The following is a 14926-nucleotide window of genomic DNA, read 5'->3' on the forward strand; positions in this document are numbered from 1 at the left end:
CGTATGTTTACAATGGTACAAAAACTTTGGCTTACAGTAGTATGTGCAGTATGTGTAACAGTGTCCTTTCTTTATTTCGTATCTTTATACTCGTATGAAAAACTATACGTTGATAATTTAAAAGGTTCATTAGTAATGGAAGGAAAAAATCTTGCTGCTCAATATGATAAGCACGAAGGAATATCAACTTTTGAAGAGAAAGTAAGATCGTTTGATCAAATATCTAGTTCAGACGTTATTTTCGTGTCTAATCCGCGTGATTTAAGTGCATGTTTACCTTTTGATGTGCATCATCATTCCCTTATAAGTGAAGGAGATAGGCAAACGCTATTAGATGGGAAAACTGTGACAAAAATAGGATATGAAGAACATTTTGACCGTAATATTATGGGGGTTGTCATCCCTGTATTGGAAAATAAAAAATTAGTCGGAATTGTCTATTCGTATATTCCTTTAAAAAGTATAAAAGATTTAATCTATGATATGGGTCTTATTTTAGCACCGTTAGCAATTGCTATGATTTTAATTACTATATGGGTTGGAAGAAAAATTATAATTGCAATTACGAAGCCACTTTCGCAAATGGAACGGGTTGCAAATCATTTGGCTACGGGAGATTTCTCGGAGCGGATTACAGTTTCTTCAGAGGATGAGATTGGACGACTAGGAAAAGCATTTAATAAAATGGCCAATTCATTAGAAACAGAAGATGTAAAGCGTAAGGAATTTTTAGCAAATGTTTCGCATGAACTTAGAACACCACTTAGTTATATAAAAGGGTATAGCGAGGCTATTTTAGATGGCGTTGCCAAGGGACCGCAGCAGGAAAAAGTAACGCAGCTAATTCATAAAGAAGCAGGTCGTATGCAGCGTCTCGTTCATGACTTGTTAGACTTAGCACAATTAGAAGGTGAGCACTTTCCGTTAAAGAAGCAACCTATCGTTTTTTCACAGCTGATTGAAGACGTATTAGATACGTATGAGATTAAGTTTATAGAAAAGGAACTTCATATTTCAACCAATTTAAATCCAGAGATCATTGTCATGATTGATGAGGATCGTATGCAACAAGTGCTTCATAATGTGTTAGATAATGCGATACGGTATACAAATCAAAACGGAAATATCGTTATAACTTTAGAGCAAATCGATGATTACTGTGAATTGAAAATAAAAGATACAGGAATTGGCATTGATATAGAGCATTTGGAGAATCTTGGGGAACGCTTTTACCGAGTTGATAAAGCGAGAAGTCGTCAACACGGTGGAACAGGTTTAGGCCTTGCTATTGTGAAACAAATTGTTCATATACATGGTGGACAGTGGAAAATTGAAAGTGAAAAAGATAAGGGAACAACGGTTATTATTAAACTGAATGTACAGGATGAGGGGGGCATGTTCTAATTTTTAGGACATGTTCTTTATATTGAAGAAAATATTTATCCCGCTATTTGCCGGACAGTAAGACCCTCACCTCAAAATTCAACGGAAGCAAAGAAGTTAGGTGGAGGCCCTGCTGTCCGTAAAAGCCCGATTGGTGAGGGCTAATAATCAGTGGGGGATGAACAAAACCCCTACTGATTAAAGTTTCACTTTATACGTAAAAATATAAATTAATATGTAATAAATATCGAAAATTTGACTATTTTATGAACAAAACATTTGTACTTCTTATCAATTCGGTCTAAAATAGTTATGATGCAAAGTTCTTATAAATCGTTTCAATTGTTGTTTGGAAGATACTGAGGTGATTTAACTGGAGTACAAATCTATTAAACCGAAAAAAATTTACGAAGAAGTATCTGAAGCTATTTTAACAATGATTAAAAATGGTACGTTAAAACCTGGTGACAAACTACTCCCTGTGCATCAATTAGCTGAGCAGTTTCAAGTTGGTAGATCTGCTGTTCGTGAAGCGCTAAGTGCGCTAAGAGCGATGGGCTTAATTGAGATGAAACAAGGAGAAGGTACATATGTGAAGAACTTCGATTCTTCTTCATTAACGAAATCATTAAACAATAGATTATTAATGAAGAAAGAAGATATTTTGAATTTATTAGAAGTACGAAAGGTGCTTGAAGTGGGGGCAGTTCGAGTAGCGGCGGCAAAACGTACGGAAGATAATTTACAAAATATGAAACATTGGTTAGATGAAATGGCAAAGAGCATTGGAGATGAAAAGGCTGGCGAAAAAGCCGATTTTCAATTCCATATGGGAATTGCAGAGTCTTCGCATAATAACATTTTGCTTGAACTCATGAATCATGTTTCAGAGATGATTGCTGAAACGATTGGTGAATCAAGACGCATTATTTTATATGGTGAACAAACGACATCAGAACGACTTATAGAAGAGCATCAAGTTATATATGATGCGGTGTTAAAACAAGATGTAGAATTAGCGCAGCAAGCAATGCTAGATCATTTAACAAATGTAGAACATATTGTCACAGGTAAAAACGATATAAATTCGTAATTTAATCTTTTAAAAATTTAATTTTCTGATAAAATAGAGAAAGATTAAGTAAGCGTTTTCTTTAGGAGAGGGAGAGGATAGGCCATGGTTGAGCCTATTTCTTCTCTACTAGGTCATCTGATGACCATATGTTTGTTGGTGAAGTTGTAAAAAGGGGGAGTAATAGTTATGAAAGTTACTTTATTTGTTACTTGTTTAGTCGATATGTTCGAAACAAATGTCGGCAAAGCAACAGTTGAAGTGTTGGAGCGTTTAGGTTGTGAAATTGAATTTCCAGAAGCACAAGTTTGTTGTGGCCAGCCTGCTTATAATAGTGGCCATGTAGAAGCAGCAAAAGAAGCGATGAAACATATGATTGAAACTTTCGAAGATGCAGAATATATCGTTACGCCATCTGGTTCGTGTGCGACAATGTTTCATGAGTATCCGCATGTTTTCAAAGATGATCCAAAGTGGGCTAAACGTGCACAAAAAGTTGCTGATAAAACCTATGAATTTACACAGTTTATTGTAGATGTTTTAAAAGTTACAGATGTTGGTGCAAGTTTACCAGGGATAGCTACTATTCATAAATCATGTCATATGACACGTATGCTCGGAATAAAAGAAGCACCAGGAATTTTATTATCAAATGTAAAAGGATTAACTGTGAGAGATTTACCAAACGTGCAAAATTGTTGCGGGTTTGGGGGAACGTTTTCAGTTAAGATGACTCCAATTTCTGAGCAAATGGTAGACGAAAAAGTAGATAGTGTAATGGAAACAGGTGCAGATTATTTAATCGGTGCAGATTGTGGGTGTTTGTTAAACATTGGCGGACGTATTGAGCGTTTAGGAAAAGAAGTAAAAGTAATGCATATTGCTGAGGTACTGAATAGTCGCTCATGAAGGGGGAACATAAGCTATGTCTATGAAAATCAGTGAGAAAAAATTTAATGATCGCGTTGGTGATGGAATTCAAGATTCGTTTATGCGCGGAGCAGTTTCTTCTGCACAAACGCGTTTATATACGAATCGCTTAAAAGCCGCAGATGAATTAGGAAACTGGGAAGAGTGGCGAGAACTAGGTGAACAAATTCGTCAACATACGTTAGAAAATCTTGATTATTATTTAATGCAGTTAAGTGAAAATGTATCAAAAAGAGGCGGACACGTGTACTTTGCGAAGACGAAAGAGGAAGCAGCAAAGTATATTCAAGACGTTGCCAAAAAGAAACAAGCGAAAAAAGTAGTAAAATCAAAGTCGATGGTAACAGAAGAAATCAGTATGAATCATGCGCTTGAAGAGATTGGCTGTGAAGTGTTAGAGAGTGACTTAGGAGAGTATATCTTGCAAGTAGATAACGATCCACCTTCACATATTATTGCACCTGCACTTCATAAAAATAGAACGCAAATTCGCGATGTATTTAAAGAAAAGCTAGGCTATGAAAATTCTGATGACCCGTATGAAATGACAAAGTTTGTTCGTAAACAACTTCGTGAGAAATTTATGGATGCAGAAATTGGTGTAACTGGTTGTAATTTTGCTGTTGCAAATACTGGCTCTCTTTGTCTAGTAACGAATGAAGGTAATGCAGATCTTGTTATGTCAATTCCGAAAACACAAATTGCGGTAATGGGTATGGAACGTATGGTTCCGACAATGGAAGAATTAGATGTTTTAGTTGGTTTACTATGTCGTAGTGCAGTAGGTCAAAAATTAACAAGTTATGTAACGGTAGCAGGACCAATTCAAGAAGAGGAAGTTGATGGACCTGAAGAATTCCATTTAGTTGTTGTTGATAATGGTCGCTCTCAAATTCTGGGATCTGAATTCCGTTCAGTATTACAATGTATTCGTTGCGCTGCTTGTGTTAATGTATGTCCTGTATATCGTCACGTTGGTGGACATTCATATGGATCGATTTACTCAGGACCAATCGGTGCGGTATTAACACCGCTTCTAGGTGGATATGATGATTACAAAGAGCTTCCTTATGCATCTAGTTTATGCGGAGCATGTACAGAAGCTTGTCCAGTAAAAATTCCATTGCATGATTTATTATTAAAACATCGTCAAGTTATTGTTGAGCAAGAAGGTCGTGCACCACTTGCAGAAAAACTAGCGATGAAAATGTTTAGTATGGGTGCTTCTTCAGCTGCTTTATATAAAATGGGGTCAAAAATGGCACCAGCGGCAATGAGTCCATTTACATCTGGTAATCGTGTATCAAAAGGTGTTGGACCACTTAAAAACTGGACGGATATTCGGGAATTCCCAGCTCCAAGTAAAGAGCGATTCCGTGATTGGTATAAAGATCATAAGAAAGGCGGGGATAAATAATGACAGGATTAATTCAAAACCGTGATGCCTTTCTAGATAACATTGCAAAAGAACTTGGGCGCGCGCGTAAAACAGAAGGTGTAGAGCGACCAGTATGGAAAAGTAATGTGAATATAGAAACGTTAAAAGATTGTTCACAAGAAGAATTACTAGAAGTGTTTAAAAAGCAATGTACAAACATTCATACAACTGTAGTAGAAACGACAAATGACCGATTAGGTGAAGACCTTCAAAAAGTAATCATGGAAAACGGCGGTGGACCTATTTTATTATCAGCAGATGAGCGTTTTGATGCATATGGTTTAACATCTTTATTTAAAGAAGAACTTCCAAAGCGAGACGTTGAAGTAAACGTATGGGATCCAGAGAGAAAAGACGAAAATATGCGTTTAGCTGAAAAAGCGAATATTGGTATTGCATTTAGTGATTATACATTAGCTGAATCTGGTACAATTGTTGTACAAAGTCATAAAGGGCAAGGACGTTCTTTACACTTTTTACCGACTGTATATTTTGCTATTATTCCACGTGAAACACTTGTGCCTCGTATTACACAAGCAGTTCAGGATATGAACTTACGCGTAGAAAATGGGGAGACAGCGGCATCTTGTATTAACTTTATTACAGGGCCAAGTAACTCGGCTGACATTGAGATGAATCTTGTTGTCGGAGTACATGGACCATTAAAAGCAGTATATTTCATCGTATAAAAGAGGGGAAAGCAGGCCAGAAAATGGCCTGCTTTTTAGTAGAATAAAGGATAATATGAAGTAGAAGTTCTCTCCTTTTTTTGCTATGTTTTTTGGGAAAGGAGAGGAAGGGATGTTCACTTATTTATATGCACTGTTAGCAGGGATGGTGTTTGGTTCTTTTTTTATGCTAGTTGCGATGAGGGTTCCATTAGGTGCGTCTATTATTACCCCGCGTTCACATTGTTATTATTGCAAATATGTGCTAAGGCCAAAAGAACTAATCCCCATCATTTCATTTTATATACAAAGAGGCTGTTGTACGAATTGTAAGAGGAAAATTCCAATTATGTATGTAGCATTTGAATGTATAACAGGAAGTATATTTCTTCTTACCGTGTATATGATTGGAATAGAACGAGAGCTTATTATCATTTTATCCCTTTTTTCGCTACTTCTTATTATTTCAGTTACAGATTACTTATATATGTTAATTCCTGATTGTATTTTAATTTCGTTTGCCATTTTACTCATTCTTGAAAGTGTTTTTGTACAATTAGTTACTTGGACAGATAGTATAGTTGGTAGTGGTGTTATATTCATTTTGTTATATTGCATGCAAAAGATATATCCAGAAGGGCTTGGCGGAGGTGATATAAAACTACTTTCGTTACTTGGGTTTATAGTAGGAGTGAAAGGCGTTTTTATCATTTTATTTTTAGCATCTTGTTTCAGTCTTTGTTTCTTTGGGGTGGGTATCGTATTAAAACGTATAGAAGTACGAAAACCAATTCCATTTGGTCCTTTTATTAGTCTTGGGGCAATATGTTATGTATTGGCCGCATATTCAAATTAGAGAGGGAATAGAAAATGAACGTATATATGGATGATCAAAGAAGTTGCCCGTTCGGGTATGTGCCCGCAACTACAGTAGAATGTGCTTTGCAAATGGTTCGGGATTATGATGTGAATATTCTTTCCCTTGATTTTAATATGGGGTGGGGAGCAAAAAATGGACTGGATTTTGTAGAAGCTTTTTGTACAGAGGGGTTATATGTAAATGAAATTCACCTTCATACGAATGATGTCATCGGTATGCACAAGATGAAACAGAGAATGGATAAGGAAAAGGAAGAAGGAGAAATTAATCCTCACCTTGTTGTTAAATACGTGGGAAGCTAAAAACTCCAAAGTAAAACTTTGGAGTTTTTAATGTTTCATATGTGCTTGTAAAGGAATAATCTCTTCTTGTTGAGCTGCTGCGATTTCAGTTTCTTCCTGTTGAACTTCAGGTGTTTTTTTTGTTAAGTAGTGGTATACCATACCGACAAATACTGATCCGCCAATAATGTTACCGATTGTAACAGGAATTAAGTTATGAATAGCACCTGAAAAAGAAATTGTCTCAGGATGTGGTGAAACTAAAGATAAAGCAAAGAGTGACAAGTTTGCAATACTATGTTCGTAACCAGATAAGAAGAATGTGAAAACAAGTAGCATCATGACCATTATTTTTGCCGTGTCGCCTTTAACCTGAGATGGTAAGAAGCAAGCAAGACATACGAGCCAGTTACATAAAATGGCTTTAAAGAATAACTGCATTGTAGGTGTGTTCATCTTTCCTTCAACGACTTTATTCATTAGGTGACCGTGATCAATTGCTTCAAAAATTCCAGTTGCGTAAAATAGTAAGGCAAAGAATAACGCGCCGGCTAAGTTACCTGCATAACAAGCAACCCAGTTACGAAGTGTATCAGAAATCGTTGTTTCTTTTCTTAAAGTTGCTACAGTAAAGTACATTGTGTTTCCAGTAAACAATTCAGCACCGCCATATATAATAAGTACGAGAGCAATCCCGAAAAACATAGAAGCAGCTAAATAAGTTGCTGGTGAATCTGCAATGTGAAAAAAGTTACCTAATTTAAAACATAGTACAATAATAAAACCGATATAAATACCCGCAAGTGCAGCACGAATAAAATATTGCATTGGGTTTGTATCTAGCATTTTCTTTTTGCTTTTAGCCAGTTTGACAACATAATCTAGTCCTTGTTCTAGCATGAGTAATACGCTCCTTTAGTAAATCTTCTATAAATACTCCTTATATGAATAAAGTACATGGAATTGTTCTCACTTTCAATAAGTTTGTGCAATGTTTCACAAAAAGGACATACATACGTTAAGAAAACGTTTACAAAAGGTAGTATAATGGAATTTTTTCTGGACATTGAGAGGAAGAAAGGAAAAAGAAAAAGCGCTGTAATTACAGCGCTTTTTCGTCTAAATTCTTTTCTACTTTTACTTCTACTTCTTTTGAGAAGAACCAACCACCAACTGCGATTCCGACTAATACAATCCAGAATGTAAGCTTCCACGGAGTGGATTCTGGGAATGAATGTGGAATTACATTTAATGCAGGGTGTGCTAATGTATAAACTGCTAGCTTCACACCAACCCAACCTACAATTAAGAATGCTGCAGTTTCAAGTCCTGGTTTACGTTTTAAGATTTGCACGAATGCAGTTGCTGCAAATCGCATAATGATTAATCCGATAAGTCCACCTACAAAGATAACAACGAATTGCCCAGTATCTAGACTACCAATTGTACCTAATCCTGTTTTTGGTAAAGTCATTGCTAGTGCAACCGCAGCTAAAATTGAATCAACTGCGAAGGCGATATCAGCAACTTCAACTTTAAATACAGTCCACCAGAAGTTCTCTTGTTTTTTCTTTGCTTCTTTTTCTTCTGTTTCTTCATCTGTATTCTTTTTAACATATGTTTTAAATAAGTGATTACCAGCGATAAACATAAGGTAGATGGCACCGATTGCTTGCACTTGCCATACATCGACTAAGAATGAAATCATAAATAACGATCCAAATCGGAAAACAAATGCCCCCGCTAATCCGTAAAATAGTGCTTTCTTTCGTTTTTCTTCTGGTAAATGTTTTACCATAATTGCAAGAACAAGAGCGTTATCAGCCGCTAAAATCCCTTCAAGTGCAATTAGGATGAGTAATACCCAACCATACTCCAATAATAATGATACATCCATGTACATTCTCCTCTCATCTCTATAAGTTCTAAATAAGTGAAGAATTTCCCCACTATTTAGTTTCCCCATACTCCTGCCTATTAACTTTGGAAGAATTTGGAAATGAATACAAAAAAGACCTCTGCCGTTAATAGGCAAAGGTCTTGCTAGACATATGTAATAAAAATGCCAACAAAGCCGGAAGAACTAAGTTCTACGTAATGACGACTTTGTTTCCAAGAAATATTCTTGGACGCTACTCCCCTTTGGAGATATGTTATTGTATTCTCATTATATGGATAATTGATACGGTTGTCAACCTGTTAAAATATCTTCATTAGGATATTTTATTTTCCGGTTCTTTTTACGAGCAAATGAAAAAGCCAATGTTAAAGGCCCCATTTTCCCAAAAAACATCATAAAGATAATAATAGCTTTTCCGATTATAGTTAAGTGGGGTGTTAAGTTCATACTGAGGCCAACAGTCCCGAATGCTGAAAATACTTCGAAAGCACTCATCAATAGAGGAACTCGCTCAGTAATACTCAAAATTAAAATAGCAAAAAAGATAAATGAAATGGAAATAATAGTAATGGTTAATGATTTGACAATGAGAGTATCTTTAATGGATTTTTTAAATACGACAATATCCTCTTGTTCTTGTAAAAATTTAAATACGCCAAAAAATATGATTAAAAATGTTGTTAACTTAATCCCACCACCCGTTGAAGCACTACCAGCACCAATAAACATAAGGAGCATCATTAATAGGAGGGAAGGTTTTGACAATGTAGAAATATCAACAGTATTAAACCCGGCAGTTCGTGTTGAAATTGCTTGAAAATAAGAGGCCATTCCTTCTTCAAATGGGGTAAAACCTCTCATAGAAAGGGAGTTATGGAACTCGAATATAAAAATAAAAAGGGTAGCAATAATGTTGACGATTAGAGTAGAAGTGAGCATAAGTTTTGAATGTAGTGTAAGGTTTTTAAAGTTTTTCTTTCTTTTTATGTCTACAATTACTGTAAAACCAATTCCACCTAAAATGATGAGAGAGGAAATGACGAAATTGACAAGAATGCTATGAGAATGGGACATTAAATTATCGCTCCACACAGAAAAACCAGCATTGTTAAAGGCTGAGATTGAATGGAAAAAACTATAATAGATCCCTTTGGTAACCCCATATTTGGGTACCCATTCAAAAGAAAGAATTAAAATAGCGATACATTCGACTGTAAAAGAGAATAAAAATAATGCTTTGGCAAGACGGATAACGCCGCCGATATTCGTTTGATTTAATGCTTGTTGTAATAAAATACGGTTTTGAAGACCGATTTTTCTTCCGAGCATAATAGCAATTAAGACCGCAAAGCTCATAATGCCAAGCCCGCCAACTTGTATAAGCGTTAAAATGACACATTGTCCAAATAAAGTAAACACTTTTCCAGTATCCACAACACCAAGCCCAGTAACAGTACAAGCGGAAACGGTTGTAAATAAGGCATCGAGCCATGAAATGGACGTTGTCGTAGCAATTGGCAGTTTTAATAAGCATGTGCCGACAACTGATAATACAATAAAAGATAAAGTAAGAACGCGGGGAGGGCTCATGCTAATATTAATCCGTTTCATGTCACATATTGCTCCTTTCGTTTTGCTTTGATTAGTATGTGAAAAAGCACTATTATGTATGTTGAAAATAGAAAGAGGCAGATAATATCTGCCTCTAAGCCATATGTTATATAATTATCCACGTAATTGTTGTTGAGCTAAAGCAACAAGACGTTTTGTTACTTCACCGCCAACTGAACCGTTAGAACGAGATGCTGTATTAGAACCTAAGCTTACACCAAATTCTTGTGCAATTTCATATTTAAATTGTTCAAGCGCTTGTTCTGCACCTGGAACTAATAATTTGTTTGTTTTTACCATGTTGATACACATCCTTATGAGTAGTCCAGTTCAGCTAAGTTCTTATCTAAACTGGTAACGTTATTTTATGTGGAAATGACATACTCATACGCGGAAGTAATCGGTGCGATTAGAAGTTCTTGGATAGAAAAAAAGAGTAGCAACTTTGCTACTCTTTTTTTAGTATTGTCGCTGTTCCTTCCACGACAATATCATCTGATTGATTATATATGTTTGTTTGCAACGTAATGATTTTTTTATCGTCACGCTTCTTAATAACCTCTGCCACAACGCGAAGTGTATCACCGATTTTGACAGGGGCACGGAATGAAACATTTTGGGATAAATAAATCGTATTTTTGCCTGGGAGTTTCGTTCCAAGGATGGTAGAAATAAAACTCGAAACGAGCATACCGTGAGCAATACGTTCTTTAAACATTGTCGTTTTTGCAAAAGAATCTAAAATGTGAATAGGATTCACATCTCCAGTCAATTTTGCAAAATTGATAACATCTTCATCTGTAATTGTTTTTGTAAGGGATGCTTGATCACCGACTTGAATCTCATCATAACGAAGCTCCGGAACAGTTTGTGCTTCTTGAAATGGATTCATTTTGTCCTCCTTCTTTTCCATATCGAAAAATGTTAGCCATCTTGATGTAGTAGGAGGAAGAAAGAGTTTTGTTTGTGCTGCAGTTAGCTCCCACATTTTTCTTACTTGATGGAAGTAAATAGATTTTTTGAGTTTTCCTCGAACTTTTTTGCGAGTTCCAACTGTTTTGACTTGAACTCTTCCAAAAAACCCTCTAACTGTTTTTGAGCCTCTTCACGTTGTAATTGTTGTTGCTCAATAAATTGTTTTGTTGTTTCTTCAAATTGACCGCTTGTTTGTGTAAGAATTGACAAAGATGTTTTTGTAGGAGAAACAGTAAGCTGCTGCATATGAGCAGAAAGTTCTTTCCACTTGTCTTGCCACTCGTTAATTTGATCATTTAAGGAGTTACCAGTTAATTGTTTCACGTAATCTGTATATTGGTTATTGAACTGAGCAGTGATTTGTTGTAGTTCTTTTTCTAGTTCATCTACTCCTGATGTTAATTTATGCAAAGCGTCTTGTTGTTGTTTTAATGTTTCTAAAGTAAGTTGCTCTAATTGTTTCCCAGCTGAAGAAAAAAGGGAAAGTGATTGAGACCAGTTTTTCCAAAATGCATCGACTAATTCGTATGGTTTAGTTTCCATTGTTTGACCCCCAAATGTTTTTTTACATATTGTGAACGCAGATTACTCTGCTGTACCACCAGGTGAAGATGAAGAATCCTTTTCATCCTTTTCTGGAGAAGTAGAAAATGGAAAGAATGCATTGGTGTATAACGTGAAAAACGTCCGCAACATATTTTGATAATGTTCAAAAGAAGTCGCACATGTTGTTAAATATTGCTCTCCATATTCAGTTAAAGAATAAATTCTTTTTGCCGGCCCTCCATCGCTTGTATCCCAAGTAGAAGAAATAAGGTTTTCTTTTTCTAATTTGCGTAGTGTTCTATAAACATTACCTTGGTCAACAGAAGAAAAGCCGATATCCATTAGCATTTGAATAAGTTTGTAACCATGAAGACTCCAGTCTTTTAGACAGAGAAGTAAGAAGGGAACTAAGAAGTTTTTTGGCATGGAGTTTGGTTGTTTCGCTTGGTTGTTCTCCAAACTTTCGCGTTGTTCTGGTTCATTTTGTAGCATGATTGTGCATCACCTCATGAATCAGTTAGATGGAATTTTTTGCTTATAAGTGCAATTTACACCTATCTGTTTTTAAAGTCAACACATTTGTTAGAAAATAGAAAAAAATAAAATATAGACTTGAAGTTTTATTCAGAATATTAGAAAATAGTGAATAGGTTGAATTGTTTCAAAAAAGAAAAAGGGAGTGTAGGTAAAGTGATTGATCAAAAATTCGATCCACTACAAGCATGGAAAAATGCTTATGAACAAACCGAAACATTTTGGGGAAAAGCGCTCAATGAAACAATTAAAACAGAAGAATATTCTGCTTGGATGGGCAGCGTTCTAGATTTGAATTTGTTTTATCAAAAAGCATTAAATGATACGACAAAAAACTATTTAGAACAAGTAAATGTGCCGACGAAAGAGGATATCGCAAGAGTGGCTACGCTTGTTATTAACTTAGAAAATAAAGTAGATAACATTGAGGAGTTTCTAGAGGAGAAAGTAGATTCTTTAGGACAAGCTCCTACATTAAAGCGTGATGTGACAAAAGTGAAACAAGATATTCGTACGCTTGAAACAAAAGTAGATCAAATTTTAGAATTGCTAGAAAAGCAAAATGCAGTACTAGCTAAACTACAAGTACCTGTAAAAGAAGAGATAAAGCCTGCGAATAAGCCGGAAAATAAAAAATGATAAAAGCGCTTGTTTATAACAGGCAAAAGAGAGAGGGAGAATCTCTTTTCACATGTAAACGGCGAAACATAATTATATAGGGACTCTACAGTATGAGTACCAAAATGATTCATAACAATCGTTCACAAATTCATTTAAGGGGGAAAAGAAATGGTTCAATTAAATGGAAAAGTAGCAATCGTAACAGGTGGAGCAAAAGGGATTGGAAAAGCAATTACAGTAGCGTTAGCACAAGAGGGCGCTAAAGTTGTTATTAACTATAATAGCAGTAAAGAAGCAGCTGAAAACTTAGTAAATGAACTAGGAAAAGACGGACATGACGTTTATGCAGTGCAAGCGGATGTTTCTAAAGTAGAAGATGCAAACCGACTTGTAGAAGAAGCTGTGAATCATTTTGGTAAAGTTGATATTCTTGTTAATAATGCTGGTATTACAAGAGATCGTACATTCAAAAAGTTAAATCGTGAAGATTGGGAGCGCGTAATTGACGTGAATTTAAGTAGCGTATTTAATACGACAAGCGCGGTTCTTCCATACATAACGGAAGCGGAAGAAGGAAGAATTATTAGCATTTCTTCTATTATTGGTCAAGCAGGTGGATTTGGCCAAACAAACTACTCAGCAGCAAAAGCGGGTATGTTAGGATTTACAAAATCATTAGCGTTAGAACTTGCAAAAACAAATGTCACTGTAAATGCAATTTGCCCAGGATTTATTGATACTGAAATGGTAGCAGAAGTGCCAGAAGAAGTACGTCAAAAAATCGTTGCAAAAATCCCGAAAAAACGTTTTGGTCAAGCTGATGAAATTGCAAAAGGTGTAGTATACCTATGCCGTGACGGTGCGTATATCACAGGTCAGCAATTAAACATTAACGGCGGATTATATATGTAATGAAGTAAGAAAAAAGTGCATATCCATAGCAGGAATGCACTTCTTTTTTTAAGAAGGAAATCGACCAAAAAGGAGATAAAAAAATGACTACATTCGCAACAGAATGGGAAAAGCAATTAGAGCTATACCCAGAAGAGTACCGAAAAGCATACCGCCGAGTGAAAAGGGCGAGTGAAATTTTATTACGTGAACCAGAGCCGCAAGTAGGATTAACGCCGAAAGAGGTTATTTGGACGAAGAATAAGACGAAGCTTTATCGCTACATTCCAAAACAAGAAAAAACACAAAGAGTTCCAATTCTGTTAATATATGCTCTTATCAATAAACCATATATTATGGATTTAACTCCTGGAAATAGTTTAGTGGAATATCTAGTGGATCGTGGTTTTGATGTGTATATGCTTGATTGGGGCACATTTGGTTTAGAAGATAGTCATTTGAAATTTGATGATTTCGTGTTTGATTATATTGCAAAAGCAGTAAAAAAAGTAATGCGAACTGCAAAATCGGACGAGATTTCTTTACTTGGTTATTGCATGGGTGGAACGCTAACTTCTATTTATGCAGCACTTCATCCGCACATGCCAATTCGTAATTTAATTTTCATGACAAGTCCTTTTGATTTCTCTGAAACAGGATTGTATGGTCCTTTGTTAGATGAGAAATACTTCAATTTAGATAAAGCGGTTGATACATTTGGAAATATTCCGCCAGAAATGATTGATTTCGGAAACAAAATGTTAAAACCAATTACGAACTTTGTCGGTCCATATGTTGCTTTAGTAGATCGTTCAGAGAATGAGCGCTTCGTCGAAAGCTGGAGATTGGTTCAAAAGTGGGTTGGTGATGGTATTCCGTTCCCAGGTGAATCATACAGACAGTGGATTCGTGATTTTTATCAAAATAATAAACTGGTTAAGGGTGAACTCGTTATTCGCGGACAAAAGGTAGACCTTGCAAATATTAAGGCGAATGTCTTAAATATTTCCGGGAAACGTGATCATATTGCTTTGCCATGTCAAGTAGAAGCATTACTAGACCATATTTCTAGCACAGATAAACAATATGTATGTTTACCGACAGGGCATATGTCTATCGTTTACGGTGGAACAGCTGTAAAACAAACATATCCGACGATTGGAAATTGGCTTGAAGAGCGTTCTAATTAAAAATAA

General features: G+C 35.8%; 17 protein-coding genes and 1 riboswitch. Of the genes, 10 read left to right on the top strand and 7 right to left on the bottom strand.

What is annotated here, in order from left to right; genetic code table 11:
• Positions 1-3 precede the first annotated feature (3 nt).
• The 7 genes from MHH27_RS06975 to MHH27_RS07005 all read left to right on the top strand — a co-directional run bounded on the left by MHH27_RS06975 (position 4) and on the right by MHH27_RS07005 (position 6673).
• A complete protein-coding gene (locus MHH27_RS06975; RefSeq protein ID WP_053564942.1) occupies positions 4-1404 on the top strand; it encodes a sensor histidine kinase in 1401 nt (466 codons plus the stop codon).
• 382 nt (positions 1405-1786) lie between these two features.
• Entirely contained in the window at positions 1787-2476 is a 690-nt protein-coding gene (locus tag MHH27_RS06980; RefSeq protein ID WP_254904515.1) for a FadR/GntR family transcriptional regulator, read from the top strand.
• A gap of 168 nt (positions 2477-2644) precedes the next feature.
• Positions 2645-3364, top strand: coding sequence for a (Fe-S)-binding protein (locus MHH27_RS06985; RefSeq protein WP_000869147.1), 720 nt, complete (start codon positions 2645-2647; stop codon positions 3362-3364).
• Between the two features lie 16 nt (positions 3365-3380).
• The gene (locus MHH27_RS06990) at positions 3381-4802 is read left to right on the top strand and encodes a LutB/LldF family L-lactate oxidation iron-sulfur protein (RefSeq protein ID WP_000061930.1); all 1422 of its coding nucleotides are present in this window, start codon (positions 3381-3383) and stop codon (positions 4800-4802) included.
• Positions 4802-5512: a LutC/YkgG family protein gene (locus MHH27_RS06995; protein WP_000147182.1), complete on the top strand. Its 711-nt coding sequence runs from the start codon at positions 4802-4804 to the stop codon at positions 5510-5512. Before MHH27_RS06990 ends, MHH27_RS06995 begins: the two co-directional genes overlap by 1 nt.
• Before the next feature lie 112 nt (positions 5513-5624).
• Positions 5625-6347, top strand: coding sequence for a prepilin peptidase (locus MHH27_RS07000; protein WP_090975878.1), 723 nt, complete (start codon positions 5625-5627; stop codon positions 6345-6347).
• 14 nt (positions 6348-6361) lie between these two features.
• Positions 6362-6673, top strand: coding sequence for a cyclic-phosphate processing receiver domain-containing protein (locus tag MHH27_RS07005; protein ID WP_258131800.1), 312 nt, complete (start codon positions 6362-6364; stop codon positions 6671-6673).
• Between the two features lie 27 nt (positions 6674-6700).
• Here MHH27_RS07005 and MHH27_RS07010 read toward each other — a convergent pair whose 3' ends face one another.
• From MHH27_RS07010 to phaQ, 7 genes are all read right to left on the bottom strand, one after another.
• Entirely contained in the window at positions 6701-7552 is an 852-nt protein-coding gene (locus MHH27_RS07010) for a formate/nitrite transporter family protein (protein WP_000893034.1), read from the bottom strand.
• A 202-nt stretch (positions 7553-7754) separates the two neighbouring features.
• Positions 7755-8549: a TerC family protein gene (locus MHH27_RS07015; protein WP_000383326.1), complete on the bottom strand. Its 795-nt coding sequence runs from the start codon at positions 8547-8549 to the stop codon at positions 7755-7757.
• A gap of 90 nt (positions 8550-8639) precedes the next feature.
• A riboswitch (yybP-ykoY riboswitch) is annotated at positions 8640-8805 on the bottom strand.
• Between the two features lie 38 nt (positions 8806-8843).
• A complete protein-coding gene (locus MHH27_RS07020; protein WP_340942056.1) occupies positions 8844-10163 on the bottom strand; it encodes a TrkH family potassium uptake protein in 1320 nt (439 codons plus the stop codon).
• A 114-nt stretch (positions 10164-10277) separates the two neighbouring features.
• A complete protein-coding gene (locus tag MHH27_RS07025) occupies positions 10278-10463 on the bottom strand; it encodes an alpha/beta-type small acid-soluble spore protein (RefSeq protein ID WP_000241212.1) in 186 nt (61 codons plus the stop codon).
• Between the two features lie 148 nt (positions 10464-10611).
• The gene (locus MHH27_RS07030) at positions 10612-11055 is read right to left on the bottom strand and encodes a MaoC family dehydratase (RefSeq protein WP_001067916.1); all 444 of its coding nucleotides are present in this window, start codon (positions 11053-11055) and stop codon (positions 10612-10614) included.
• A 101-nt stretch (positions 11056-11156) separates the two neighbouring features.
• Entirely contained in the window at positions 11157-11681 is a 525-nt protein-coding gene (gene phaP / locus MHH27_RS07035; protein WP_000448592.1) for a polyhydroxyalkanoic acid inclusion protein PhaP, read from the bottom strand.
• A gap of 42 nt (positions 11682-11723) precedes the next feature.
• Positions 11724-12176: a poly-beta-hydroxybutyrate-responsive repressor gene (gene phaQ / locus MHH27_RS07040; protein ID WP_000939954.1), complete on the bottom strand. Its 453-nt coding sequence runs from the start codon at positions 12174-12176 to the stop codon at positions 11724-11726.
• 198 nt (positions 12177-12374) lie between these two features.
• Here phaQ and phaR point away from each other — a divergent pair, with 198 nt between their 5' ends.
• The 3 genes from phaR (at position 12375) to phaC (ending at position 14920) form a co-directional block, all read left to right on the top strand.
• Entirely contained in the window at positions 12375-12857 is a 483-nt protein-coding gene (gene phaR / locus MHH27_RS07045; RefSeq protein WP_000566941.1) for a polyhydroxyalkanoic acid synthase subunit PhaR, read from the top strand.
• Between the two features lie 150 nt (positions 12858-13007).
• A complete protein-coding gene (locus MHH27_RS07050) occupies positions 13008-13751 on the top strand; it encodes an acetoacetyl-CoA reductase (RefSeq protein WP_000250407.1) in 744 nt (247 codons plus the stop codon).
• An 83-nt stretch (positions 13752-13834) separates the two neighbouring features.
• Positions 13835-14920, top strand: coding sequence for a class III poly(R)-hydroxyalkanoic acid synthase subunit PhaC (gene phaC, locus MHH27_RS07055; RefSeq protein ID WP_000206336.1), 1086 nt, complete (start codon positions 13835-13837; stop codon positions 14918-14920).
• Positions 14921-14926 lie beyond the last annotated feature (6 nt).

The organism is Bacillus sp. FSL L8-0152, from assembly GCF_038006365.1.
GTDB lineage: Bacteria > Bacillota > Bacilli > Bacillales > Bacillaceae_G > Bacillus_A > Bacillus_A cereus.

Coding starts and splice junctions, on each gene's coding strand:
- phaP (WP_000448592.1), bottom strand. CDS start 11,681: ATGGAAACTAAACCATACGAATTAGTCGATGCATTTTGGAAAAACTGG.
- phaC (WP_000206336.1), top strand. CDS start 13,835: ATGACTACATTCGCAACAGAATGGGAAAAGCAATTAGAGCTATACCCA.
- MHH27_RS07000 (WP_090975878.1), top strand. CDS start 5,625: ATGTTCACTTATTTATATGCACTGTTAGCAGGGATGGTGTTTGGTTCT.
- MHH27_RS07030 (WP_001067916.1), bottom strand. CDS start 11,055: ATGAATCCATTTCAAGAAGCACAAACTGTTCCGGAGCTTCGTTATGAT.
- MHH27_RS07015 (WP_000383326.1), bottom strand. CDS start 8,549: ATGGATGTATCATTATTATTGGAGTATGGTTGGGTATTACTCATCCTA.
- MHH27_RS07005 (WP_258131800.1), top strand. CDS start 6,362: ATGAACGTATATATGGATGATCAAAGAAGTTGCCCGTTCGGGTATGTG.
- MHH27_RS07050 (WP_000250407.1), top strand. CDS start 13,008: ATGGTTCAATTAAATGGAAAAGTAGCAATCGTAACAGGTGGAGCAAAA.
- phaQ (WP_000939954.1), bottom strand. CDS start 12,176: ATGCTACAAAATGAACCAGAACAACGCGAAAGTTTGGAGAACAACCAA.
- MHH27_RS07025 (WP_000241212.1), bottom strand. CDS start 10,463: ATGGTAAAAACAAACAAATTATTAGTTCCAGGTGCAGAACAAGCGCTT.
- MHH27_RS06975 (WP_053564942.1), top strand. CDS start 4: ATGTTTACAATGGTACAAAAACTTTGGCTTACAGTAGTATGTGCAGTA.
- MHH27_RS07010 (WP_000893034.1), bottom strand. CDS start 7,552: ATGCTAGAACAAGGACTAGATTATGTTGTCAAACTGGCTAAAAGCAAA.
- MHH27_RS06995 (WP_000147182.1), top strand. CDS start 4,802: ATGACAGGATTAATTCAAAACCGTGATGCCTTTCTAGATAACATTGCA.
- MHH27_RS06985 (WP_000869147.1), top strand. CDS start 2,645: ATGAAAGTTACTTTATTTGTTACTTGTTTAGTCGATATGTTCGAAACA.
- MHH27_RS07020 (WP_340942056.1), bottom strand. CDS start 10,163: ATGAAACGGATTAATATTAGCATGAGCCCTCCCCGCGTTCTTACTTTA.
- MHH27_RS06990 (WP_000061930.1), top strand. CDS start 3,381: ATGTCTATGAAAATCAGTGAGAAAAAATTTAATGATCGCGTTGGTGAT.